General features: G+C 71.7%; 22 protein-coding genes and 1 tRNA gene. 10 read left to right on the plus strand and 13 right to left on the minus strand.

The features are described 5' to 3' along the window. Positions 1-375 precede the first annotated feature (375 nt). Positions 376-897, minus strand: coding sequence for a DinB family protein (locus ACWGIF_RS20165; protein ID WP_453499258.1), 522 nt, complete (start codon positions 895-897; stop codon positions 376-378). 241 nt (positions 898-1,138) lie between these two features. Further along, entirely contained in the window at positions 1,139-1,720 is a 582-nt protein-coding gene (locus tag ACWGIF_RS20170; protein WP_453499172.1) for a TMEM165/GDT1 family protein, read from the minus strand. A 727-nt stretch (positions 1,721-2,447) separates the two neighbouring features. Here ACWGIF_RS20170 and ACWGIF_RS20175 point away from each other — a divergent pair. The 4 genes from ACWGIF_RS20175 to ACWGIF_RS20190 all read left to right on the plus strand — a co-directional run bounded on the left by ACWGIF_RS20175 (position 2,448) and on the right by ACWGIF_RS20190 (position 6,478). Continuing rightward, a complete protein-coding gene (locus tag ACWGIF_RS20175) occupies positions 2,448-3,092 on the plus strand; it encodes an HNH endonuclease family protein (RefSeq protein WP_453499260.1) in 645 nt (214 codons plus the stop codon). 93 nt (positions 3,093-3,185) lie between these two features. After that, complete coding sequence (locus ACWGIF_RS20180; RefSeq protein ID WP_453499174.1) at positions 3,186-4,844, plus strand: alkaline phosphatase D family protein; 1,659 nt, start codon at positions 3,186-3,188, stop codon at positions 4,842-4,844. 188 nt (positions 4,845-5,032) lie between these two features. After that, on the plus strand, positions 5,033-5,674 hold the full coding sequence (locus ACWGIF_RS20185; protein WP_453499176.1) for a DedA family protein: 642 nt from the start codon (positions 5,033-5,035) through the stop codon (positions 5,672-5,674). A 288-nt stretch (positions 5,675-5,962) separates the two neighbouring features. Then, positions 5,963-6,478 carry a hypothetical protein gene (locus ACWGIF_RS20190; RefSeq protein ID WP_453499178.1) on the plus strand — a complete coding sequence of 172 codons (516 nt, stop codon included), beginning with the start codon at positions 5,963-5,965 and terminating at the stop codon, positions 6,476-6,478. Between the two features lie 154 nt (positions 6,479-6,632). On the opposite strand, the gene ACWGIF_RS20195 is transcribed toward ACWGIF_RS20190, so the two are convergent. Both ACWGIF_RS20195 and ACWGIF_RS20200 read right to left on the minus strand, forming a co-directional pair. Further along, on the minus strand, positions 6,633-6,857 hold the full coding sequence (locus ACWGIF_RS20195; protein ID WP_266484671.1) for a DUF2277 domain-containing protein: 225 nt from the start codon (positions 6,855-6,857) through the stop codon (positions 6,633-6,635). Between the two features lie 15 nt (positions 6,858-6,872). After that, positions 6,873-7,562 carry a TRADD-N-associated membrane domain-containing protein gene (locus ACWGIF_RS20200; RefSeq protein ID WP_453499180.1) on the minus strand — a complete coding sequence of 230 codons (690 nt, stop codon included), beginning with the start codon at positions 7,560-7,562 and terminating at the stop codon, positions 6,873-6,875. 114 nt (positions 7,563-7,676) lie between these two features. On the opposite strand from ACWGIF_RS20200, the gene ACWGIF_RS20205 reads away from it, so the two are divergent. Next, the gene (locus ACWGIF_RS20205; RefSeq protein ID WP_453499262.1) at positions 7,677-9,032 is read left to right on the plus strand and encodes a TerD family protein; all 1,356 of its coding nucleotides are present in this window, start codon (positions 7,677-7,679) and stop codon (positions 9,030-9,032) included. 108 nt (positions 9,033-9,140) lie between these two features. Next, positions 9,141-9,215, plus strand: coding sequence for a 50S ribosomal protein bL37 (locus ACWGIF_RS20210; RefSeq protein WP_100661309.1), 75 nt, complete (start codon positions 9,141-9,143; stop codon positions 9,213-9,215). A 203-nt stretch (positions 9,216-9,418) separates the two neighbouring features. Here the strand turns inward: ACWGIF_RS20210 and ACWGIF_RS20215 are convergent, their stop codons facing one another. Both ACWGIF_RS20215 and ACWGIF_RS20220 read right to left on the minus strand, forming a co-directional pair. Beyond that, a complete protein-coding gene (locus tag ACWGIF_RS20215; protein ID WP_453499182.1) occupies positions 9,419-9,607 on the minus strand; it encodes a hypothetical protein in 189 nt (62 codons plus the stop codon). Positions 9,608-10,193: 586 nt separating this feature from the next. Next, positions 10,194-10,268: transfer RNA gene (locus tag ACWGIF_RS20220), tRNA-Val, on the minus strand. 105 nt (positions 10,269-10,373) lie between these two features. Between ACWGIF_RS20220 and ACWGIF_RS20225 the strand changes: the two genes are divergently transcribed. The 3 genes from ACWGIF_RS20225 (at position 10,374) to ACWGIF_RS20235 (ending at position 12,921) form a co-directional block, all read left to right on the plus strand. Further along, positions 10,374-11,618, plus strand: a complete 1,245-nt coding sequence (locus tag ACWGIF_RS20225; RefSeq protein WP_453499184.1) for a hypothetical protein — start codon at positions 10,374-10,376, stop codon at positions 11,616-11,618. A 469-nt stretch (positions 11,619-12,087) separates the two neighbouring features. Beyond that, positions 12,088-12,630 carry a DUF4383 domain-containing protein gene (locus tag ACWGIF_RS20230; protein WP_453499186.1) on the plus strand — a complete coding sequence of 181 codons (543 nt, stop codon included), beginning with the start codon at positions 12,088-12,090 and terminating at the stop codon, positions 12,628-12,630. Between the two features lie 75 nt (positions 12,631-12,705). Then, positions 12,706-12,921: an FmdB family zinc ribbon protein gene (locus ACWGIF_RS20235; RefSeq protein WP_362806105.1), complete on the plus strand. Its 216-nt coding sequence runs from the start codon at positions 12,706-12,708 to the stop codon at positions 12,919-12,921. 28 nt (positions 12,922-12,949) lie between these two features. On the opposite strand, the gene ACWGIF_RS20240 is transcribed toward ACWGIF_RS20235, so the two are convergent. The 4 genes from ACWGIF_RS20240 to ACWGIF_RS20255 are packed head-to-tail and all read right to left on the minus strand — an operon-like array spanning position 12,950 to position 18,285. After that, positions 12,950-13,609: an O-methyltransferase gene (locus ACWGIF_RS20240; protein WP_453499188.1), complete on the minus strand. Its 660-nt coding sequence runs from the start codon at positions 13,607-13,609 to the stop codon at positions 12,950-12,952. Beyond that, on the minus strand, positions 13,606-14,436 hold the full coding sequence (locus ACWGIF_RS20245) for an HAD family hydrolase (RefSeq protein WP_453499190.1): 831 nt from the start codon (positions 14,434-14,436) through the stop codon (positions 13,606-13,608). Before ACWGIF_RS20245 ends, ACWGIF_RS20240 begins: the two co-directional genes overlap by 4 nt. After that, a complete protein-coding gene (locus tag ACWGIF_RS20250; RefSeq protein ID WP_453499192.1) occupies positions 14,433-17,093 on the minus strand; it encodes a phosphoribosyltransferase in 2,661 nt (886 codons plus the stop codon). The genes ACWGIF_RS20245 and ACWGIF_RS20250 overlap by 4 nt, the downstream gene beginning before the upstream one ends. 25 nt (positions 17,094-17,118) lie before the next feature. Next, the gene (locus ACWGIF_RS20255) at positions 17,119-18,285 is read right to left on the minus strand and encodes an HpcH/HpaI aldolase/citrate lyase family protein (protein ID WP_453499194.1); all 1,167 of its coding nucleotides are present in this window, start codon (positions 18,283-18,285) and stop codon (positions 17,119-17,121) included. Between the two features lie 194 nt (positions 18,286-18,479). Between ACWGIF_RS20255 and ACWGIF_RS20260 the strand changes: the two genes are divergently transcribed. Beyond that, complete coding sequence (locus ACWGIF_RS20260; RefSeq protein ID WP_453499196.1) at positions 18,480-19,226, plus strand: TerD family protein; 747 nt, start codon at positions 18,480-18,482, stop codon at positions 19,224-19,226. Positions 19,227-19,369: 143 nt separating this feature from the next. Here the strand turns inward: ACWGIF_RS20260 and ACWGIF_RS20265 are convergent, their stop codons facing one another. The 3 genes from ACWGIF_RS20265 to ACWGIF_RS20275 all read right to left on the minus strand — a co-directional run bounded on the left by ACWGIF_RS20265 (position 19,370) and on the right by ACWGIF_RS20275 (position 21,955). Next, a complete protein-coding gene (locus ACWGIF_RS20265; protein ID WP_453499198.1) occupies positions 19,370-20,110 on the minus strand; it encodes a TerD family protein in 741 nt (246 codons plus the stop codon). A 122-nt stretch (positions 20,111-20,232) separates the two neighbouring features. Then, positions 20,233-21,345 (minus strand): DUF475 domain-containing protein, encoded by a 1,113-nt coding sequence (locus tag ACWGIF_RS20270; RefSeq protein WP_453499264.1) that lies wholly within the window; start codon positions 21,343-21,345, stop codon positions 20,233-20,235. 34 nt (positions 21,346-21,379) lie between these two features. Further along, entirely contained in the window at positions 21,380-21,955 is a 576-nt protein-coding gene (locus tag ACWGIF_RS20275; RefSeq protein ID WP_453499200.1) for a TerD family protein, read from the minus strand. Between the last annotated feature and the right edge of the window lie 14 nt (positions 21,956-21,969).

Genomic DNA, 21,969 nt, shown 5'->3' on the forward strand with positions numbered 1-21,969 from the left:
GTCAAGGGTGGCCGCAGGCCATCGCGCAGCGACGCGACGCAGGAGCGCCCTTGAGGGACCGGCCCGACACGGAGAGACGATGAGACTGACGGGAACCCCCCAAACCCACTCTGATACCGCCCAGATGGCTCCCGCCACCGAAGCCCCCGCCGTGCGATCCGACCCTGCCCGCTCGGCTTCCGCCTGCCAAAGCCCCCGCCGCAGGTCCCGATCCCGGCCGCCGCACCGCTCCCGCCCCCGCAGCCCCCGCCGCACGCCCCGACCCGCACGCCCGGCTTCCGCCGCCCCCGTCCCGCCGCGCAGTGTCATTCCGCCCGCCCGGCTCCCGCCCACCGCAGCCCGCCCGCGCCCCGACCCGGCGCGAAGCCCGCCTCCCTACTGCCCCACGCGGCCGTCGATGCGTTCCCGTAGGAAGTCCGCGTGGCCGTTGTGGCGGGCGTACTCCTCGATCATGTGGACCAGGACCTCGCGCAGCTCCATCGGCTCCCCGCCGTTGTCGCCCGTGACGTCCAGGCTCGTGGCCTGGGCGACGAGTTGTTCCGCGAAGGCGACTTCGGCTCGCCAGGTCGCCCATGCGTCCGCGACCACCGCAGCGTCGGCCACCGCGCCGGTGAATTCCCCCGCGCGGTCCTCCTCCGAGCGGTAGTGCCGGCGTACGTCCTGGCCTGCCATGACCTGCCGGAACCAGTGCTGCTCGACGCCCGCGAGGTGACGTACGAGACCCAGCAGGGACAGGTTGGAGGGTTCCACCGAGCGCCGCGCGAGGGCCTCCGCATCGAGGCCCGCGCACTTCAGTGCCAGCGTCAGCCGCTGGTCGCGCAGGTAGCCGGCGAGCACGGCCCGCTCGCCCTGGAAGCCGCCGTCGGTCCGGGTGTCCTCATCGGGGTGGACGAACATGTTGGACCAGCCGAAGTGCCGGTCTGAGGAGGACGCGGGTGCGGGGCCGGCGGAGGGGCCCGTGGGGGCGGTGGTGTCGGTCACGCGCACGAGCGTGATCGTTGCGCGTGCCCCCCGCAACGGAATATCCGCCGCTGCTCCGCCCCGTCCCGCATCCGACCGCCGCTCCCACCTACCACCTCGCCGCGTTAGCCGCGTAAGCCCGTCAGCTGCGTCAGCCGCGCGAGCCGCCTCAGTCGCCTCAGCCCGCTATGGCCTCGTACAGCGAGAACACGGCCAGCGCCGCCATCACCGCGGCCGCGATCTTGGTGATCAGCCGCAGCGGAACGTACTTCATCAGGGTGCGCCCGCCCAGGATTCCGATGCCGGCGACCGCCCACAGGGCCAGGACGGCGCCGATGCCGACGGAGACGGGGTCGTCGTAGCGTGCGGCGAGGTTGGCGGTCATGATCTGGGTCAGGTCACCGAACTCCGCCACCAGGATCAGCATGAAGCCCGCCCCGGAGACCTTCCAGAAGGACTGGTCGGCAGGCGGCTTGACCTCCTCCTCCCCGTCGTCCTTCTTCAGGAGCAGCATCGCGGCGCCCGCGAGGAAGAGGACGCCGACGACGGCCTGGACGAGCCGGTGCGGGAGCAGGGTGAGCACGCTGCCTGCGGCGATGGCGAGGGCGACGTGTACGGCGAAGGCGGCGGCGACGCCGGCGAAGACGTAGGAGGCGCGGTAGCGCGTGCCGAGCATCAGGCCGGCGAGGGCCGTCTTGTCGGGGAGTTCGGCAAGGAAGACGACGCCGAAGGCGATCGCCGTGATGCTGAAGCTGAACACGGGGGTGGAACCTCAATCGGTCGGGCAGGACGCCATCGGGACCGAGAGACCTGGGGTGTATCAGGGGTCGCTTCGGCTCGGCGGCGCCCTGGCGTGCGTATGCGCGTACGGAACGCGCCTACACCTGAACAGGACACTGCGGCCGAAGGTCTCGCTGGCCGACCGCTGTGCGCGGCCTGCCTCCGGGCGCCGGCTGGGGTGACCCAGCAGTATGTCGACGGTCCGGCGAAGAGCTACTCCCCTTCTGCTCCGGACAGAATACGCGACGGCCCCGGCGCGCCGGGATGGGCCTTTGGTGCCTGCCGGCTCCGGATCTGCCCCGACTTACCCCGTCCTGCCTGGGCCGGCCCGACCCTGCCCCGTTCCGCCGGCCTCACCCCGCGCCATCCGCCTCACCGCGTTCCGCCCGCTCAACCCCCACACCGCCCGCCTTGCCGCGTTCCGCCCGTCCCACCCCGCGCCGCCCACCCCGCCCCGTTACGCCCCACCCTGCCCCGCAATGCCCCGCCCCAAGTATCCTCGCGGCCGCCTCACCCGTCCCTTTGGCCACGGAATCTCAACTTCCACTTAAATCCGGGGCGTTGCGCGCCTTGATGTGACGTGCTCATGTCGCCAGGCTGTCACCTGGCGCCCATCCCCGCGACATCCGGCGCCCCCAGCATGGTCACGCCCCACCGGGGCGCGTACGGCCACATCCCCCACCCCCAGGGAGCCCCACATGGCACTCATACCCCGCGTCTACGCGCGTCGAATCGGCGTGCTCGCGTCAGCAGCCGCGCTCGCCGCACTCACCTCCCTCCTGAACGCGCCGACCGCCCAGGCCGCCCCGCCCACCCCCATCAGCGCCTCGGCCGCCCGCTCGTACCTGGCGACGGTCACGCCCAAGGCGGAAGGGTCCACCAGCGGCTACAGCCGCGACCTCTTCCCGCACTGGAGCACCGTCTCCGGCAGCTGCAACACCCGGGAGACCGTCCTCAAGCGGGACGGCGTGAACGTGGTCCAGGACTCCGCCTGCGCCGCGGTGAGCGGAAGCTGGTACTCCGAGTACGACGGCGCCACCTGGACCGCGGCCTCCGACATCGACATCGACCACATGGTTGCCCTGGCGGAGGCCTGGCGTTCCGGCGCCAACGCCTGGACCACCAGCAAGCGCCAGCAGTTCGCCAACGACCTCACCCGCCCGCAGCTCATCGCGGTCACCGACAACGTCAACCAGGCCAAGGGCGACCTCGACCCCGGCAAGTGGCTGCCGCCGCGGACGGCCTACCGTTGTACATACGCGCGGATGTGGGTCCACGTGAAGCAGCACTGGGGCCTGAGCATGGACTCCGGTGAGAAGACGGCCCTGGTCAACCTCCTCAACGGCTGCTGAGAAGTCGGCCGATCTTTCCCCCGTCAGGGGGAGGCGTGGCTCCCCTTCCCCGTCGTAACGTGATCGAAGGGGTTACGGAGGAGGGGGAGTCGCATGGCCGGACTGCGTCTGGGGCCGCTGCTGCGCTACGTCGACTGGGACACGGGCGGGTCGGCCACGATATGGGTAGAGACGGACCGCCCGTGCACGACCGAGGTGCGGTGCGCCGACGGGGCGGGCGGCAGCACGCGCACCTTCCAGATAGCCGGTCACCACTACGCGCTGGTGCCGGTCACCGGCCTGACCCCGGGCGCGACGACGGCTTACGAAGTGTTTCTCGACGGCCGGCAGGTGTGGCCGCTGCCCGACAGCGGCTTCCCGCCGAGCACGATCACCGCTCCGGCCGTCACGGGCGCCGGCCGGCCGTCGCCCGGACTGCGTGTCACCTTCGGTTCCTGCCGGCAGGCCGCGCCGCCGGCCGGCCGGCACGGGCCGCACGGCGCGGACGCACTCGACACCCTCTCAGCGCGGCTCGCCGCCGATCCGGAGGCGGTGCGCCCAGACCTCTTGCTGCTGCTCGGCGACCAGGTGTACGCCGACGCGCTGTCCAAGGAGACCCGTCAGTGGCTCGTGGCCCGGCGGGATCTGCGGGAGCCTCCCGGCGCCCAGGTCGCGGACTACGAGGAGTACACCCGGCTGTACTACGAGTCCTGGCTCGACCCGGAGATCCGCTGGCTGCTGTCGACCGTCCCGAGCCTGCACATATTCGACGACCACGACGTCATCGACGACTGGAACACGAGCGCGTCGTGGGTGGCCGAGATGCGGGAGACGCCGTGGTGGCGGGAGCGTGTGCTCAGCGGCCTGATGTCGTACTGGGTGTACCAGCACCTGGGTAATCTCTCGCCCTCCGAGCTGGCGGCCGACGAGTTGTACGGGGCGATACGGCAGACCCCGGACGGTACGGACGCGCTACGGGCCTTCGCGTCCGCGGCGGACGCCGACCCGGCCACGGTGCGCTGGAGCTACCGGCGCGACTTCGGCCGGACCCGCCTGCTGATGGTGGACACCCGGGCCGCGCGGGTGCTGGCCGAGAACGGGCGGGCGATGCTCGATCCGACGGAGCAGCAGTGGCTCCGGGAGAACGCCCTCGCCGGGCACGGGGGTTATGACCACCTGCTGATCGGGTCCTCGCTGCCCTGGCTGATGCCCCCGCTGATCCACGATGCCGAGACGTGGAATGCCGCGCTGTGCCGTGGGGAGCGCGGGCCGCGGTGGGCCCGGATCGGGGAGAATCTGCGCCGGCGCAGCGACCTGGAGCACTGGGCGGCGTTCCCGGCCTCGTTCGCGGCGCTGACGGATCTGATCGAGGAGGTGGGGACGGGTCCCCGGGCACCGGCGACGGTGTGCGTGCTGTCGGGCGACGTCCATCACGCGTACGTGGCAGAGCCTCGGATACCGAGCACGGCCCGGGTGTTCCAGCTGACGTGTTCGCCGGTGCACAATTCCATCCACACCGCGGTGAAGTGGGGATTCCGGCTGGGCTGGTCGCGGACGGGGCGGTGGCTGGGACGAGGTTTCTCCCTGCACGGGCGGACGGGGCGGCCGCCCCTGAACTGGCGGCGTACGGGGGGACCCTGGTTCGGGAACCAGCTGATGACGCTCGCACTGTCCGGGCGGACGGCGCGGCTGCGGCTGGACCAGGCGCGCAAGAAGCGCGAAGGGGCGCGGCTGGTGACGGTGCTGGACCGGGAGCTCACCGGTACGGAGTAGCGGAACCCGTCGGGCGCCCGGCGTTACGGGGCGGCGCAGTTGACGGGGCGGCGGCGTGGGAGCCGCCCCGGGCACCCGGGGCATGAACGCCGGGCGTACGCTGTATGGCTGTCAGCCGCTCCTGCCGCTCCCCGCGACGTCGCGGCGCTTCGTGCCGCAGCACGTCAACCGGACTGGGGAGTCCCGTTTTGTTTGAGACGCTGGGGTCGCTGACCGCGAGCCCATGGATCTACGCCCTGGTGGCGGTGTCCGTCGTGCTCGACGTCTTCCTTCCGGTGCTGCCGAGCGGCGTGCTGGTGATCACCGCCGCAGCGGCCGCGGCGGCCGCCGGGGCGGCGGGGGCGGCGGGGCCGGTACCGGTGCCCGAGCAGGTGCCGGACATCCTGCTTCTGCTCGTGATCGCCACGACCGCCTCGGTGCTGGGGGACATGGCCGCGTACCGGCTGGCACGGCGCGGCGGAGCCCGGCTGGACCGGGCCATCGCCCGTTCCCGGCGGCTGACCCGGGCCCATGAGCGCCTCGGCACCGCTCTCGCGCGGGGTGGCGGCGCCCTGGTGGTGATCGCCCGCTTCGCCCCGGCCGGGCGCTCGGTGGTGTCCCTGGGCGCGGGCAAGACGCAGCGCAAGGTGGCGGAGTTCCTGCCCTGGTCGGTCCTGGCGGGCATGGCCTGGGCCGGTTACAGCGTGGCCCTCGGGTACTTCGGGACGCAGTGGCTCGGCACTCAGTGGCTCGGCAGCGCGGTCTCGATCGTCGCCCTCTTCGCCGCGGGCGCCGTGGCGGCCTTCCTCGTCCGCCGCCCGATTCCGCCGACGGCGGCTCCCGCAGCGTAGGCGGCGCGGGCAGCGTGGCGCGGCCCAGGCGGCGCGGCACGGCACGGGCGGGGCGGCACGGGCGGCGCGGCACGGGCGGCACGGCACGGGCGGGGCGGCACGGCACGGGCGGCCTCGTCGTGCTGGCCACCGCGGGTCCCCCGGGCGGAGCAGTGGGTCACCCGTTCACCCGGCCCCGATCGCCGCCCCCGCCCCTGGCTCCTAGCGTCCACAGCACGGCGCGCAACCGAATCCGCGTCACATCCGTGCCCTGGCCGCGCCGTTTCGAGGAGCCGAGGAGTTCTCTCCATGCCCGACAAGCCGCCTGCCACATCGCCCGCCACGCTGTCCGCCACCGCGCGTCGCCTGATGACCGTCGCCGCCGCGACCCTCATCGTCGCCGCCGCTCCCGCCACGCTCGCCTATGCCATCCCCTCCGCCGGCGTCTCCCCCTCCACCGTCGCCCCGGGCGGCCGGGTCGCCCTCAACGTCGAAGGCTGCGGCACCCGGACCGGCCGGGCCACGTCGACCGCCTTCGGCGAGGTACGGCTGGCCCCCGGCAACCTGGACGCCACCACCCTCTTCGGCACCGCCACCGTCCTGCGCAACGCCACTCAGGGCACGCACCGCGTCGTCTTCGAGTGCGGCGGCCCGGGCGGTGAGCGCGTCACCGTCTCGCTGCAGGTCGCCCCGGGCGCGGCACGCGGCGGCGCGGGCGGCAGCATCGGCTCGATGAACCCGTGGCAGATCGCAGTCGGCGGCGCCCTCGCCGCAGGTGCGCTCGGCGCCGGGGTGTGGGTGCTGCGCCGCCGCGCCGCGGCCTGATCCCGGGCCCAGGGCAGCGGCTCCGTACGAGGCGGACCCGCAGGCGCCTACCCGGCCTGCAGGTGGCGGGCCGGTGGGTTGCGGGCATGCAGGAGGCGGCTCGCGAGCCGCCGGCGACCTGCGGCGCCGCCCGCACGAGCGAGCCGCCTCGGGGTCACGCCGGGGCGGCCTGCCCCCGTACGTGTACCCCGTCGAGCAGCGCCGCGGTGGCTTCGGCGACGGCGTCCACCGCCGCTTCGAACACCTCGCGGTTGTGCGCGGCCGGCACCCGGAATCCGGACACCTTCCGTACGTACTGCAGGGCGGCGGCGCGGATCTCCTCCTCCGTCGCCTTCTCGGGGATGGCCGGCGGGCGCAACGTCTTAATGGAACGGCACATACCTCTACTATCCCGCTACCGGGGCAGCTCGGCCCCGGAAAGTTTCATGATCAGTCCCGCTTGGAGCCGGCCCTTCAGCCCCGGGTCCTCGACCGTCTCGAGCAGCCCGATGGCCTGCTGGGTCGTCTCGGCGGCCCGCCGGTCGTCGCGCAGGGAGGCGGTCTGGTCGGCCATGTGCTGGAGCGCGATGTCGGCCCGCCGGTGGAAAAGCTGCCCGATCAAGGTGGTCATCAATCCGGCCGAGCTTGTGACGATCCCGAGGTAGAACTCCCCGCCGGCTTCGGCGTTCCACACCGCCAGCCCCACCCCGACGAGCAGGATCGCCGCCCCGACCCCGGCGAACCGCTGGCTCGTCGCGAAGCTGCTGCGCGCCTGGGTCAGTCCGTAGGCGTAGTACTCCACCAGGATCGGGGTGAAGTCGTCCCGCCGGTCGCCGAGTCTCGCCGGGGCGCGGGGGTGCGGGAACCGGCCGACGTCCTCGAATTTCCCGGCCCCGGGCAGGGCGGAGGGACCGCCGGGTTCGCCGGGGCCGGCAAGGGTGCCGCCGGGGCCGGGCGGCTCGTTGAGATACGCGAGCAGGCGCGCCCGTTCCTCGGCCCGCTTCCGTTCGAACCCCGCCCCCAGGGAGCGCTCCAGCAACGTCAGCAGCACTGCCGCCGCGACCACCGCCACGACCACCCCACCCCACGCGAGCCACTCGCCCATCTCCCGACGATCCCACGCCCCGACGCAGCGGCCAAGGGCGCGGAAGCGCTGTGGCACAGTGGCTCAGTGGCTCAGTGGCCGAACAGCCTTCGGGAGAGCGGGTAGGTGGCAGGCATGCAGGAGCTCGGCAAGGGTGGGAACACGGCTATCGGCGCGGAGCGCATCACCGCCGAGCTGCACTGCGCGGGTGACCCCGTCGACCTCAGCGCCCTGTTGGTCGCGGTGGACGGCAGCGTCCGGTCCGACGGCGACATGGTCTTCTACAACCAGCCGTCGGCCGAGGCCGGTGCGGTCCGCCACCTCGCCGCCGACGCCGGCGGACCCGAGCGCATCGAGGTGACCCCGGGGGCCCTGCCCGCCGACGTGGACCGGGTGGTCCTGATCGGGAGTTGCGATCCCGACGACGCCGCCCGCACCTTCCGCACCGTGCAGGACGTACGGATCCGCGCCACTCAGGAGGGCGCCGGACCGGTCGAGTTCCCTCTCCCACCGCTCACCGACGGTGAACGCGCCGTCCTGCTCCTGGAGATCTACCGCCGCGGCGCCGGATGGAAGCTCCGCGCCATCGGCCAGGGTTACGCGGACGGCCTCGCGGGCCTGGCCACGGACTTCGGCGTGCAGGTGACGGAGCCGCCGACCGGGACCGTGACACCGGCGAGCGCCGAGCCGCGCCACGACGCTCCGCCCGCACCGGTACCTGCACCCACACCCGCATGGGCTCCGGCACCGGCACCGGCACCGGCACCGGCACCGAGCATGGTCAAACCCCCGCTCGGCGCAATCAGCCTCGACAAGGGCGGCCAGGCCTCGATCAGCCTGGACAAACAGGACCGCGACCTGATGGTCACCGCCGCCCTGGAGTGGGACGGCGGCAGCGCCCAGCGCCGGAAGCGTGGCGCCGACCTGGACCTGTACGCCCTGTTCGTGCCGGCGTCGCAGGCCCTGCGCGGCGTCACGGAACCCGGCACCCTCGTCAAGTCCCGCCACGTCCCCCAGGGCTCCCCCGTCGTCCCCTCTACCTCCGGGGGACCCAAGGCCCCCGGGGACGACACGGGCGTCGTCTACTACAAGCGACTCGGCTCGCTGAGCGAGCGGCCCTTCATCCGGCTGGACGGTGACGCGCGCGAGCCGGGCTGCGAGACGCTGCGGATCGTGCGCCCCGAGGAGCAGGGGTACGTCCTGCTCTGCGCGTACTCCGCGCTGAGCAACGGCTTCGGCTCGTTCCGCAGCTTCGGGGCGAAGGTGGTCGTCACGGACGGCCGCGGCTCCACGGTCACCGTGCCCCTCTTCGAGAACACCAAGACGCGCTACTGGGTCGCGATCGCCCTGGTCGACTTCACGGACTCGAACGCTGCGGCCATCCAGCACATCGAGGCCTACAGCGCCCGGATGACCGAACGCCGTCCGGTCCTGCACGCGGACGGCGCCATCGAGATGAACGGCGGCCCGGTGGAGTTCAAGCGCCCCTGACCGAACCCTCCCCGCCAGGCGGTGAGCATGCGTCGCTGATGCGGACGAACCATCCCGAACCTAGACTGGCCGAGGCATGAAAAGTCGCCGACGAGGGAGACCCACACCATGGCCAAGCGAGGCAACAAGCGGCGCGCCCGTAAGAAGAAGAAGGCCAACCACGGCAAGCGCCCCAACGCCTGACCCGAAGGAACGACCCCCGACCACACCCGGCCGGGGGTCTTCCCGCTGACTGCCGCGAACGGCTCCGACCGGACGGGCTTCCCGCCTGCGCGCCGGCCGTACCGGATCCATGTCGATGCCCTCCCCCAGCCGACTCCCGAGCCTGCCCCGTCGGCCATGCCATGAGGCGGGCATGGTGCAACCCTCCGGGCCGGCGCGAGAATTCAGCGCTTCATGGCCCTGTAGCGCTTGAGAAGCGCGCTGATCTTCCCCGGGTCCGCCCCGCCGTTCAGCTCGGCCAAGAGGCCGTCCGGGCACACCTCGTAATGATCACCCCACCAGCGCCGCCCTTTGTTGTCCCAGACGCGGTAGCCGCCGGGCACGCCTCTGGCCACGTAGCGCCGTCGGCTCACGTCCACGGTCCGACGTGCCTGGTACCGCGTTCGCGCATGTCTCCCCCTCGTGATGAGCATGGACCGCACAGTAACGCGAGGTCGGCTCGCTTCCGCGCTGCCGGCATTGCGCCCGACACCTGCATCGCTGCCCCCGCGTGCGCTCTCGCGGTTCCTCAAGGGGGGACCCTATGGGGGAATCAAAAGTCAGGGTCGGAGTGGGCGCTCCGAACGTGATACCGCCGTGCATCATGCGGGCTCACGAGCGCGCGCGGGACGGCCACCAAGGTGTCCACACTCAGACACTCAAGGCGTGTGGGCACGGTCTGCACGCCGTTCAGTACGAGAAGTTGGTCAGCGGCCTGGACCAACTCGGCCCGGAACCGGTGTCGTGCTCCTCGCCTACGCCTGCTCGATGGAACGCGGTGTGATGCGCCTGGAAAGGGGAGAGGCCGAGCTCCACTACTCCCGGCGTGGGAGATCGGAGATCGTGAGGCTCCGGTGGGAGAGCGTGGACCGGGTCATCCGACTGCACGACGCGCGGCACGGGACGGCGAGATCTAGATACAAAAGGCCCCCCGCCATGATCGGCGGGGGGCCTTCGTACTGGTGGGCGCGGACGGTTTCGAACCGCCGACATCTGCTTTGTAAGAGCAGCGCTCTACCCCTGAGCTACGCACCCGTGGATGAGTGGACAGCCTACATGGCGGGCACACCCCCCACGCAAACCCGTTCCCGTGGGGGAGAATGGATCGGGGCATGGCGGACACGGCACGGGAGAGGGATTGTGACGACGGCATCCCGGCGGTGGTTCGGTGGGCGGGACGAGAGTCGGCGGGCGGATGCGCAGGCGGCGAAGGATGCCGCCGCGGCCGCGTTCTACGAGCTGGATACGGCACAGCGGGATCTGCGGATCTCGATCGAGACGATCGCCGCGGCGGACGGGTCGCCCGCCGCGCGGCAGGCGACCGAGGGGTTCGCCGCGCTCGGGCAGCGGATCGACCAGGTCAGTCACGTCTACATCGAGGCGGTCGACGCGCACGACTTGGACCGGGCGGAGCTGGAGGCCTCGGTCGCCACGCGGGCGCGGGACCAGCTGACCCGGGCGCGCGACGAGCTGGTGCGGGTCAAGGGGGAGCTGGAGCGGTTCGCTCAGGGGCTGCAGCCGCTGCTGGACAAGGCCGAGACGCAGCTCGCGCGGGTTGCGCCGGCGCGGGAGCGGGCCAGGGCGGCGCTGATCGGAGCCAGCGAAGCGCTGGACGCCGTACGGGCCAAGGGGATGCGGGCCGATGATCTGGCGGCGCGGCTGGCGGCGCTGGGGCCCGAGCTGACCAAGCTGAACCAGGGCGCGGCACAGCACGGCGTGCAGGAGACGGTGCAGCGTGCCGACCGGATCCTGCGCGACGCGGAGGCGATACGGGCGGAGGCGGCGCGGCTGCCGGAGCGGGCGGCGGAGATCGACCGGCGGCTGGTGAGCCTGCGGACGCGCGCGCAGGCGCTGCGCAACCGGGCGGACCGGGTGGATCCAGTGCTGAGCGAGTTGCGGCGGCGGTTCGCCGCGGAGTGCTGGCAGGACCTGCAGCACGTCCCCGACCAGGCGGTACGGGAGGTAGCGGAGGCGGAGGACCGGCTCAAGGAGGCCGGCCGGGCGCGGGACGAGCAGCGCTGGGCCGAGGTCGGGACGCTGATCGAGGCGGTCCGCGGCTCGCTGGACGCGACGGACGAGGCGGTGTCGGCGGCGCAGGACCGGCTGACGCGGCTGGAGGCGGTGGCGCGGGATCCGCAGGCGGAGGTGGACCGGACCCGCTTCGCGATCCGGGACGCGCAGCGCCTCGCGATGGCGGGCCGCAGCGTGCCGGATCCGCGGCATGCTGGGCCGCTCGACGATGCGGTGGCGCGGGTGGGCAGGGCGCTGGCGGGCATCGAGGGGCGGCACCCGGACTACTGGGCGTTCCTCCTCGAGATGAAAGACGTACGGACGGCCGTGAACCGGGTGGTGAACGAGATCCGGGCGGAGCGCGGGCACGGCTGAAGCAGCGGCCGAGGCGGCCGGACCGGACCCGGTCGGGCGGAGCGCGGGCACGGCTGACGCAGCGGCCGAGGCGGCCGGACCGGACCCATTCAGGCGCAGCGACGGCAGGCCCATCCTGCCGCCGAAGGGGACGGACCGGACCCGGTCAGGCGCAGCGCGGGCAGGGCCGAGTTGTCCCGGGTCGCAGGGCGGCGGATGCTGGAGGGACGAGCCTGAGTGACGCCTGCCCGAGGGGTGGGCGTCCCGAGGCAGAGGAGGGCGCGGTATGGCTGCCCACACGTTCCACACGTCCCGTGCATCCCGGTCCCGCGGAACCGCGAGGGCCCCGGTCCCACATGAGCATGAGTCTCATGGCGGCTCCTATGCGCCTCATGCGCTCTACGGGTGCCACGAGCCCCACGAAAACTATGCGCCGTACACAGCCCACGAGCCCTATCCGCCGTCCCATCCACCCCAGGACTCCCCCGGGATGCTGCGGCGCCTTCTGCGTCCCGTCAATGCCCGGCTGGACGAGCATCTTCCCGTCGATCACAAGCTCAGCAAGGTCTACCGGGTCGGCGCCGGCCTGACCGGGCTGCTGCTGGTCGCGTTCGGCATCCTGGGGCTCATCGACCGGGTGGGGTTTTTCGACACCGGTGGGGACACGGTGCTCGCCCTGAACACCAACGGCGCGCTGAGTGTCCTCTCCATCTGCATCGGGGGGCTGCTGTTCGTCGGGATGGTGATCGGCGGGGTCTTCGCCTCCACGCTGAACATCGTGCTCGGGGTGGCGTTCATCCTGAGCGGATTCGTCAATCTCGCCCTGCTGGACACCGGTTTCAACTTCCTGGCCTTCGAGATCCAGAACGTGCTGTTCAGCTTCGTCGTCGGCGTGATGCTGATGTGGTTCGGGATGTACGGGCGGGTGGGCAGCGCCCTGCCGCACGACAATCCGTACTGGCGTGCCCGTCACCCCGAGCAGGCGGCCCGGGAGGACCGGGTACGGGCGGGCATCGGACGGCCCGTGGCGTAGCCGCACGCGAAAGCGTGCAGCGCACGCAGGCGGCGCACGTAGCGCAGCGGAGCCGGGCGCGCTTAGCCTGTGCGCATGCCTCGATACGAATACCGCTGCCGGACCTGCGACGACACCTTTGAGGTCAGCCGGCCCATGGCCGAGTCCTCCGCGCCCGCCGACTGCCCCGCCGGGCACGCCGACACCGTCAAGCTGTTGTCGGCCGTCGCCGTCGGCGGGACCAGCAGTGCGCCCGCGCCCGCCCGGGCGGCGGGCGGCGGGGGCTGCTGCGGTGGCGGCGGCTGCGGCTGATCCCCGGCCCGCCCGCCGGGCAGCACACCTAGCGCTTGCGCGACAGGGTGAGGCCGTCCGAGATCGCCAGGAGGACGGAGTCCATGCGCGGGTCCGCCGACACGTGGTCGTTGAAGGCGCGGACCCCCGCCGCCGAGCCGGTGGCCGACGCGTCGAGGACCGTGCCGTGGTACAGCGTGTTGTCGGTGACGATCAGGCCGCCCTGGCGCAGCCTCGGCACGAGTTCCTCCCAGTAGGCGATCTGGCTCTCCTTGTCGGCGTCCACGTAGGCCAGGTCGATGTGGGGATCGGCCGGCATCGCGCGCAGGGTCTCCAGGGCGGGTGCGATGCGCAGCTCGATGCGGTCCGCGACGCCCGCCTCCTCCCAGGCCTCCCTGGCGTACGCCGTCCACTCCTCGGAGACGTCGCAGGCGATGAGGCGGCCGTCGGCGGGGAGCGCCTGGGCCATGGAGAGGGCCGAGAAGCCGGTGAACGTGCCGACCTCGACGATGTGGCGCGCCCCCGTCAGCCGGACGAGGAAGGCCAGCAGCGGGCCCTGCTCCTCCGCCGACTGCATTCCGGCGACGTCCGGGAACTTGGCGTAGGTCGTCGCCACCAGCCCCCGCTGGACGGCGTTCAGCGGGGGGTTGTGGTCGAGCATGTACTGGTAGAGCTCGTCCGTGATCTTGGTGCTGTTGCCCTTGGTCATGCGCCCAGTCTGCCGAGTCGGTCCGCTTCGCGGGTGAATGCGCGCAGTATTTCCTCGCCGGCCAGGACGCCCGCCGTGGTCAGAGCCGTCACCGTGGGCGCCGTCCAGGCCGCGTCGGCCAGTTCGCCGTGGCCCGGGCGCCAGGCCGCGTCCGCCGCCAGCAGCAGGTCCGCGTCCAGCAGCGAATCGCCGGCGGCGAGGGTCGTGGAGGCGCCCGTGCGGCGGGCGACCTCGTACATCGCCGCGCTCTTGGTGAGCGGGCGCGGGACCGCGTAGATCTTCCGGCCCTGGAGCGAGACGGTCCAGCCGCGGATCTCGGACCACTCCGCCAGGGCCTTGAGCCATTCGTCGGGGACCAGGGCCCGCTCGACGACGAGGTATGCGAAGAGGTCCTCGGCCACGCGCGCCTTGCGCAGCCACTCCGGGTCGGCCGCGGACAGCAGGTGCTGGTGGATCTCCTCCAGCGGGGCGCACTCCTGCGCCAGGCGGGCGGCGACCTGCCGCCGCCAGTCCCGGTCCGGCACCCCGTCGACGAGCAGCTGCCCGCCGTTGGCGCAGATGGCGTAGCGGGCCGGGCGGCCGGGGAAGCGGATGCGCTGGTACTGCTTGCGGGTCCGGGTGGTCGTCGGGACGAAGACCACCGAGGGATCGGCCGTCAGCTCCGCCAGCAGTCCCGCCGCCGTTTCCGTCATGTAGGACAGCGGCTTGCTCTCGTGGACCTCGACGCACAGCAGCCGCGGGGCCTCCGGGTCGGGCATGGTCAGACCGAGGGCGGCCGTCGAGTAGATGAGCGTACGGTCGAGATCACTGGCTACGAGGACAGTCACTTCGAGGCCACAGCCTTTCCGTCGGCGCCCGTGGCGCCGCGCGTGAATCGGGGGTGGATGAGTCCTACGCAGGTGTAGGGGAGCCCGTCGACCTCTTCCACCGGGACCCCCCGCTGCTCGGCGAGCAGCCGTACGTGGTCCAGGTCGGCCCCGGCGCCACGCTGCGCCAGGATCTTCCACGGCACCCGGCGCAGCAGCACGCGGGTGGCCTCGCCGACGCCGGGCTTGACGAGGTTCACGTCGTGGATGCCGTACTCCTCGCTGATCCGCTCGACCGCCGCCCAGCCCTCCCAGGTCGGGGTGCGGTCGGCCGCGAGCAGCTCCTTGACCTCCTGGTCGACGGCGTCGGCCACCTCGTCGAAATGGGCGGCGACGGTGTCGACGAAGTCGACGGAGACGTCGGCTCCGGCGAGCTCGCGGTAGAACTTCGCGCCGTGGAAGTCGGCGGGTCCGACCAGGTCGGACCTCAGAACCGTACGCGAGATGAGACCGGAGACGGTGGAATTGAGACAGGCGGAGGGGATCAGGAAGTCCTCGCGGGTGCCGTACGTGGACACGCACGAGCCGGGGTCGGCGAGGACGACGATCTCCGGGTCGAAGCCCGGGAACTCCTGCAGGGCGACCTTCAGTTCGCGCGTGATGGCGCCCTTGCCGGTCCAGCCGTCGACGAAGACGACGTCGGCCGGATCGTGGTGGGCGGCCAGCCAGCGCAGGGCGTTCGCGTCGATGCCGCGGCCGCGCACGATGGAGACGGCGTAGTGCGGCAGGTCCAGGCCGTGGCGGGCGCGGGCCCAGCGGCGCATCAGGACGCCGACGGGGGTGCCGGCGCGGGCCAGGGAGACCAGTACCGGGGACGGGGAGCGCTCGGCGAGGACGGTCTCGGTGACCGTGCCGACGGCCCGGGCCATGCGGGCGGCCGAGGTGGTCAGCGCGCTGCGGTAGAGCTCCTGGTACTGGGCGGTCGGCTGGTATTCGACGGGCAGGGACTCGGCGTAGTGCGCGCCGCCCGCCTGGATCGCCTCTTCGCGCTCCTCCGTCGGGGCCTCCAGCTCGACGTCGGAGAAGTCCTGGAGCAGCCAGCCGACGTCCTCGGGGGCGTACGAGGAGAAGGCGGGGCCGCGCAGCGGCTGCTGCGCGATCGGCTCGTGCGCTTGCGTGGACGGCTCGTGCGAGGACGACTCGGTCATGGTCGGCTCGGTCATGGTCGGCTTCGGCTCCCGCCGGTCGGGTGTGTAGGACGGGACGACGGCCAGGACGACGCGGCCGGTGTGCGGGGCGAGGGCCGCGAGGAGTCCGGTCTGCAGCTCGGGGGTGTCCCCGACGGAGTCCACGACGGCGACGACGGCGTCGAAGCCGGCGCCGTGCGTGCTGTGGACGTTGTAGGCGTAGCGGTCACCGGGGCCGTCGGCCGGGGCGTCGTGGGCCGGGAAGACCAGCCGGGTGCGGATGGCGTAGCCGGGGTCGTCCACGGCGAGCACCGGGGAGCGCGTGGTGGTCGAGAAGCGGACCTCGCGGGCCGCCCCCGCCTCCTCCAGTGCCTTGGCGAGGCGCAGCGGGGCGTACATCAGCTCTTCGTTGCCGAGTACGAGGACCCGTCCGGGCGCGTCGCCGAGCGCGGCGGTGAGCCGGCCGGTCAGGTCCGGGAGGGCCGCCTCGAGCCGGGCGCGGTGGGTCGGGGTGAAGCCGTGGCGCCCGCCGTCGGGGACGTCCTTCGGCCAGTTCAGGTCGACGCGGGTGAGCGGCTGCGGGCCGTCTGCCGGGGTTCCGCCCAGGACCCCGCTCTTCGATCGCCGGAGGGGCTGGATCTGCCCGGCCCGGGCTTCGTACTCCTCGACCAGGGCCTGGCCCTTGGCCAGGACGCCGTCCGGGAGGGTCACCGTGCCCGAGGCCAGGGCTATGAGGTCCACCCGGGCGCCCAGCTCGGCGGCGAAGGCGGTGAGCCGGTCGCGGTCGGCCGGGGAGCGCATGTCGACGAGGGCGACGACCACGTAGTGCGAGCGGGGGTGGCGGGCGTGCAGGTCGCGGATGGTGTTGAGGACGGTGTTGCCGGTGGAGAACTCGTCGTCGACGAGGACCAGCGGGCCGCTGCCGGCGAGCAGCTGCGGGTCCTCGGGCAGCAGGAGGTGCGAGGTGGCGTGCGAGTGCGCCTCCTCGAATCCGCCGGCCGGCTCCACACCCGGCACCGGGCGGCGGGTGGAGTGCAGGTAGGGGGCGGGGCCCAGGCCGTCGGCCACGCAGTGGCCCAGTCCGGTGGCGGTCTCGGCGTAGCCGAGGACCACCGCGGTCGCGGCGGCGTCCTCGCCGAGCAGCTCCCGTACGCGTTCCCCGAGCCCGTACCCGGCGGCGTACACGACCTGCGGGGACTGCGGGACGTGCTTGCCCAGGACCTGCGAGACCAGCAGGTGCGCCCGCTTGGGGTTGCGCCGCAGGGCCAGTCCGAGCAGCTCCGTGAGCCGCGGACCCGGCGAACCCTGGGAGCCCTGCGATTCCCAGGGATCCCGGGCATCCTGCGGACCCCCCGGAGCACGCGGACCCCGCGGACCCCCTTGGGAGTCCTGCAGGCTCACGCCCAGCCGGTCCGCCACCCAGGTACCCGACCACACCGCTTCGATCGTCTCGCCCTTCCTCGTCGTCCGTGTCTTGGTCTGCTTCTTCATCAGCGTCTCTCGTGCCGGGGTCTGATCACACCTGGAGCCCGGCCGTGAGGAGGTCGACGAAGCCGACCTCCTCCTTCGCCACACCGAAGACCTCCGCGCGCAGCATGGTGCGCTCGGCCCAGGCCCGGTGGGGCTTCACCTCGTTCATCTTGTTCGTGTAGGCGGAACGCATCACTCCGCCGCCGCCGCGCTCGGGCCGCAGGATGTCCTGGGCGTCGCAGAACTCCTCGTGGGAGACCACCGACAGGGCGTGCACGGGCGTGACGTGGGCGGGGTGGATGCAGGTCTTCCCGAGCAGTCCGTTGGCCCGGTCGAGTTCGATCTCGCGCAGCAGTCCGTCCAGGTCGTGCTCGATCAGGGCGGTGCGCAACTCCTCCACGCCCTCTTCCAGGAAGGGGCTGCGGCGCAGCTGGGGCTTGAAGAGGCGTTGCTGGCTGCGGAAGTACTCCCAGACGGGGCCGGTCACGGTGAAGCCCGTCCCGTCGGCCCTGCTGAGGACGTTGACGACGTCGGCGATGACGCCCGCCACGATCTGGACGTCGTAGGCGGTCATGTCGGGGGTGCGCCGCAGGCCGTAGGCGGAGCAGAAGTCGGTCACACCGAGCCGCAGGGCCAGGACCCGCTCCCGGTAGGCGTTGACCGTGCGCGAGATGCCCGCGAGGGCCTCGACGCGGGTTTCGAGGTGGAGGAGTTCCGGAGTCTCCAGGACGGGCATGGCATACAGGCGGGGCGCTCCGCTGACGGCCTCCGCCTCGGCGACGGCTTCGAGGAAGGCGATACCGCGACGCTCGTCGAACTTCGGGAGAACGAATCCGGCCAGCCGCCGCACGGAGCCGCCCAGGCGGCGCACCAAGTCGGGTATCTGCTCGGGCGTGCGGACCCGGATGAAGAGCAGCGGGAGCTCCGCGGTGTCCGCCTCCAGGTCCGAGAACTGCCGGACGAGGTTCTCCTCGGCTCCGGCGACATCGGCGTCGCTGATGGAATCCTCCAGGCAGAGGACCATGGAGACGACTCCGCGGCCGGCCTGCTTGCGGATGTCCGCCGCGAGGGCGGGCCGGGTGGCCGGGCTGTACAGAGTGGCTCCCAGCGCCGCCGCGAGGACGCGGGCAGGCGAGGTTCCGGTGAATTCCGCCGGTTCCTGATGGAAGAGGTCCTTACGGACGGTGGGCGTTATGTGCCCAAAGTGACGCATGTGCTTCCCCCGTACTGCCTCGGCGGCCCAACTGGCATGGCCGGTAATAGTACGTACGAACGCGAGTCAAGAGTTCCTCGAGCACATGAAGTTCAGGTAACCCTCTTGCACCATGCCCAGGTCTCGCGTTCGATACAAGGCCCTACGGGGGGCCGCATTGTCCCGCTCCACCCCGGGAGGGCAGGATGACGTGCATGACGCACGCGATGCAGAAGGGCTCGAACATCCCGGTGGCCCCCCTGGCGGTCCGGGCGGTGCTGCGCTGGACCGGCGGCCCCGAGGTGCCGGACGTGGACGCCTCCGCGCTGCTCGTGGGCCCGGACGGCAGGGTGCGTTCGGACGAGGACTTCGTCTTCTACAACCAGCCCCGGCATCCCTCGGGGGCCGTCTGGCGGCTCGGCAAGAAGCAGATGGGTGACGCGATCACCGACGCCGTCCAGGCGGACCTGCGCACGGTCACGTCGGCGGTGGACCGGATCCTGGTGGTCGCCTCCGCCGAGGACGTCCCCTTCCAGCGGGTCCACGACCTGCGGATCCTCCTGTACGACGCCACCGCGACCGGCGGCTCCGAACCGCTGGCCTACTTCGACGTACGGCCCGAGACGGGCGCGGAGACCGCGCTGATCTGCGGCGAGCTGTACCGCCGGGGCGAGGGGTGGAAGTTCCGCGCGCTCGGCGAGGGCTACTCCGACGGGCTGGTGGGCCTGGCGACCGACCACGGGATCTCGGTCGACGAGAACGCCGCCGAGCCCGCCGCGAGCCCGGCGCCCGGGCCGACCTCCGATCAGACGGCCGCGATGGCCCCGCCCACGCAGGCCCCGCCGGCCGTGCAGCCCGCCTACGGATACCCGCAGCCGGTGTCCCCGGCCCCGGTGCCGGGCCCGGGCGGCGATCCGTCCTTCCGTCTGCCGGTGCAGGGGCCGCAGTTCATCCGCCGCTGACACCGCTGACACCGCTGACAGCACTGGCGTCGCGTCGCTGACACTGCTGACGCCACTGCCACCACTGGCGCCGTGGAGGGCGCCGAGGGCCCTGGGGTGCGCTGTCGGCTGCGGCCGCGCACGCCGGGCCCGGTCGCAGCCCGTCAGCTCTTGGCGCTCTTGTAGCCCCGCCCCCACTGGAGCCCCCAGCCGTACAGCCGGTCCAGCTCGGCCTGGAACCCGTACACGAACTTCACCTCGCGCCGCACGACGAGCTCGCCCTTGACCTTCTCCAGGGAGACCACCGCGCAGGAACGGGCCTGCGGGTGCCGCTCGTCCAGCGGGATCTCGATCCTCGGCCCCGTGACGGGGTAGAGGGTGACCATGGCGTGCGTCCGGTCGAAGGCCGGGGTCTGGTCGTAGATGTAGACGAAGACCAGCAGCCGTTTGATCTCGTCGGCGTGGTCGAGGTTGATGTAGAGGGTCTCCCCCGACGCCGAGCCGAACCGGTCGTCCCCGCTGAGCTTCACGTACGGCGGGTCGTTGAGGTCGCCCAGCAGGTTCCCCAGCGGCTGCACGGCGCCGCGGGTCCCGTCGGTCAGTTCGTACAGGCAGCCCATGTCGAGGTCGACGTTGACCATGCCCTGGGTGTGCGCCTGCACCATGTCCGGCTTGAACAGTTTGAACGGGTGCCGGAAGAGCTGGCCGCTCTGGCCGGAGCGGCCGCCGATGTCCGAGGTCCGCATGCGCCAGGACAGGTTGACGCGCAGATTGCCGTGGACGGCCCCCTGCTTGGTGAGCGACACCGTCGCATGCCGTTTGTTCAGCTCGATCGCGTTCGACGAGGCGCTGCCCGACTGGAACTGCACGGCGCGGCTGCCCAAGATGCCGTCGAAGAAGCCCATCCCCTACCCCCCTGGTCCTCTGATCCCCTGGTCCCGCGAAGCCTACGGAAGCGGGGCGGCCCGCCGGGTCCGTGAACCCGGTGGACCGCCCCGCAGTTGAGCGTTCCGCATTACCGCCGCGGTCATGCCTCGGCGGTGGAACCCTCCAGTTCCTCGCGCTTGTTGCGGCGCACCGAGGACCAGAAGGAGGCGGCGATCAGCACCACGCCGATGAGGCCGGTGATGATCTCGCTGATCTCGTGCTGGATGGTGACCAGCAGGATGACGGCGAGGGCGCCGATCGCGTAGTGCGCGCCGTGCTCCAGGTAGACGTAGTCGTCCAGCGTGCCCTGACGGACCAGGTAGACCGTGAGCGAACGGACGTACATGGCGCCGATGCCGAGGCCGAGCGCCATCCAGAAGATGTGGTTGGTGATGGCGAAGGCGCCGATGACCCCGTCGAAGGAGAACGAGGCGTCCAGGACCTCCAGGTAGAGGAAGAGGAAGAACGCGGCCTTGCCGGCCAGGCCGACGGCGGAGACGGGCTTGCCCTCGGCCTTGGCCTTCTCCTCCTCATCGTGCTCGCGTTCCTCTTCCTCCTCCAGCTTGTCCTCGAAGTACGAGGACAGGCCGCCGACGATGAGGTACGTGATCAGGCCGGCGACGCCGGCGAGCAGCACGGTGGCGGACTTGTCCGCGTGGCCGGTGCTGGTGTGGGCGTTGACGGCGAAGGTCATCGCCGAGACGAGCAGCGCGATCAGGGCGATGCAGACCGACAGCATGTCGACCTTGCCGAGCTTGGCCAGCGGACGCTCGAGCCAGGCGAGCCACTTGTGCTCCCGCTCCTCGAAGATGAAGTCGAGGAAGATCATCAGCAGGAACATGCCACCGAAGGCGGCGATGGCCGGGTGGGCATCGGTGACCAGGGCTTCGTACTGCTCCGGGTGGTCCAGCGCCAGCTCGATGGCCTCGATGGGCCCGACCTTGGCACTGATGGCGACGATCGCCACCGGGAACACCAGCCGCATTCCGAAGACGGCGATCAGGATGCCGACCGTGAGGAAGATCTTCTGCCAGAAGGCATTCATCTTCTTCAGGATTCCGGCATTGACGACCGCGTTGTCGAAGGACAGTGAGATCTCGAGGATCGACAGGATCAGTACGACCCCGAACGCCTCCCACCCCCACTGCCACGCGGCAAAGGCAAGGCCGAGCGCCGTGATGGCGAACGACCAGCCGAAGGTTTTCAGAACCACTGGCACCTGGCACCCCATGCGTCTGTGTACGGCTTTACGAAACGTTGACCCCGAAGTCTAGAGCGATGCCCCTGAGCCCCGACGCGTACCCCTGCCCCACGGCGCGGAACTTCCATTCACCGCCGTACCGGTAGACCTCGCCGAAGATCATCGCGGTTTCGCTGGAGGCGTCCTCGGAGAGGTCGTAGCGGGCCAGCTCCTGGCCGTCGGCCTGGTTCACCACGCGGATGAAGGCGTTGCTGACCTGGCCGAAGCTCTGCCGGCGGGCGTCCGCCTCGTGGATCGAGACCGGGAAGACGATCTTGTCCACGCGCTCCGGCACCTTGGTGAGGTCGATGATGATCGACTCGTCGTCGCCGTCACCCTCGCCCGTGAGGTTGTCACCCGTGTGTTCGACGGAGCCCTCGGGGCTCTTCAGGTTGTTGTAGAAGATGAAGTACTCGTCGCCCAGCACCCGGCCGCTGTTGCACAGCAGCGCGCTGGCGTCGAGGTCGAAGTCGGCTCCCGTGGTCGAGCGCGCGTCCCATCCGAGACCGATCAGAACCCTGGTGAGGTTCGGTGCGGCCTTGGACAGGGAGACATTGCCCCCCTTGGCGAGTGTGACGCCCATGTTGTGGTCCTCCC

The organism is Streptomyces sp. NPDC054849 (assembly GCF_053610945.1).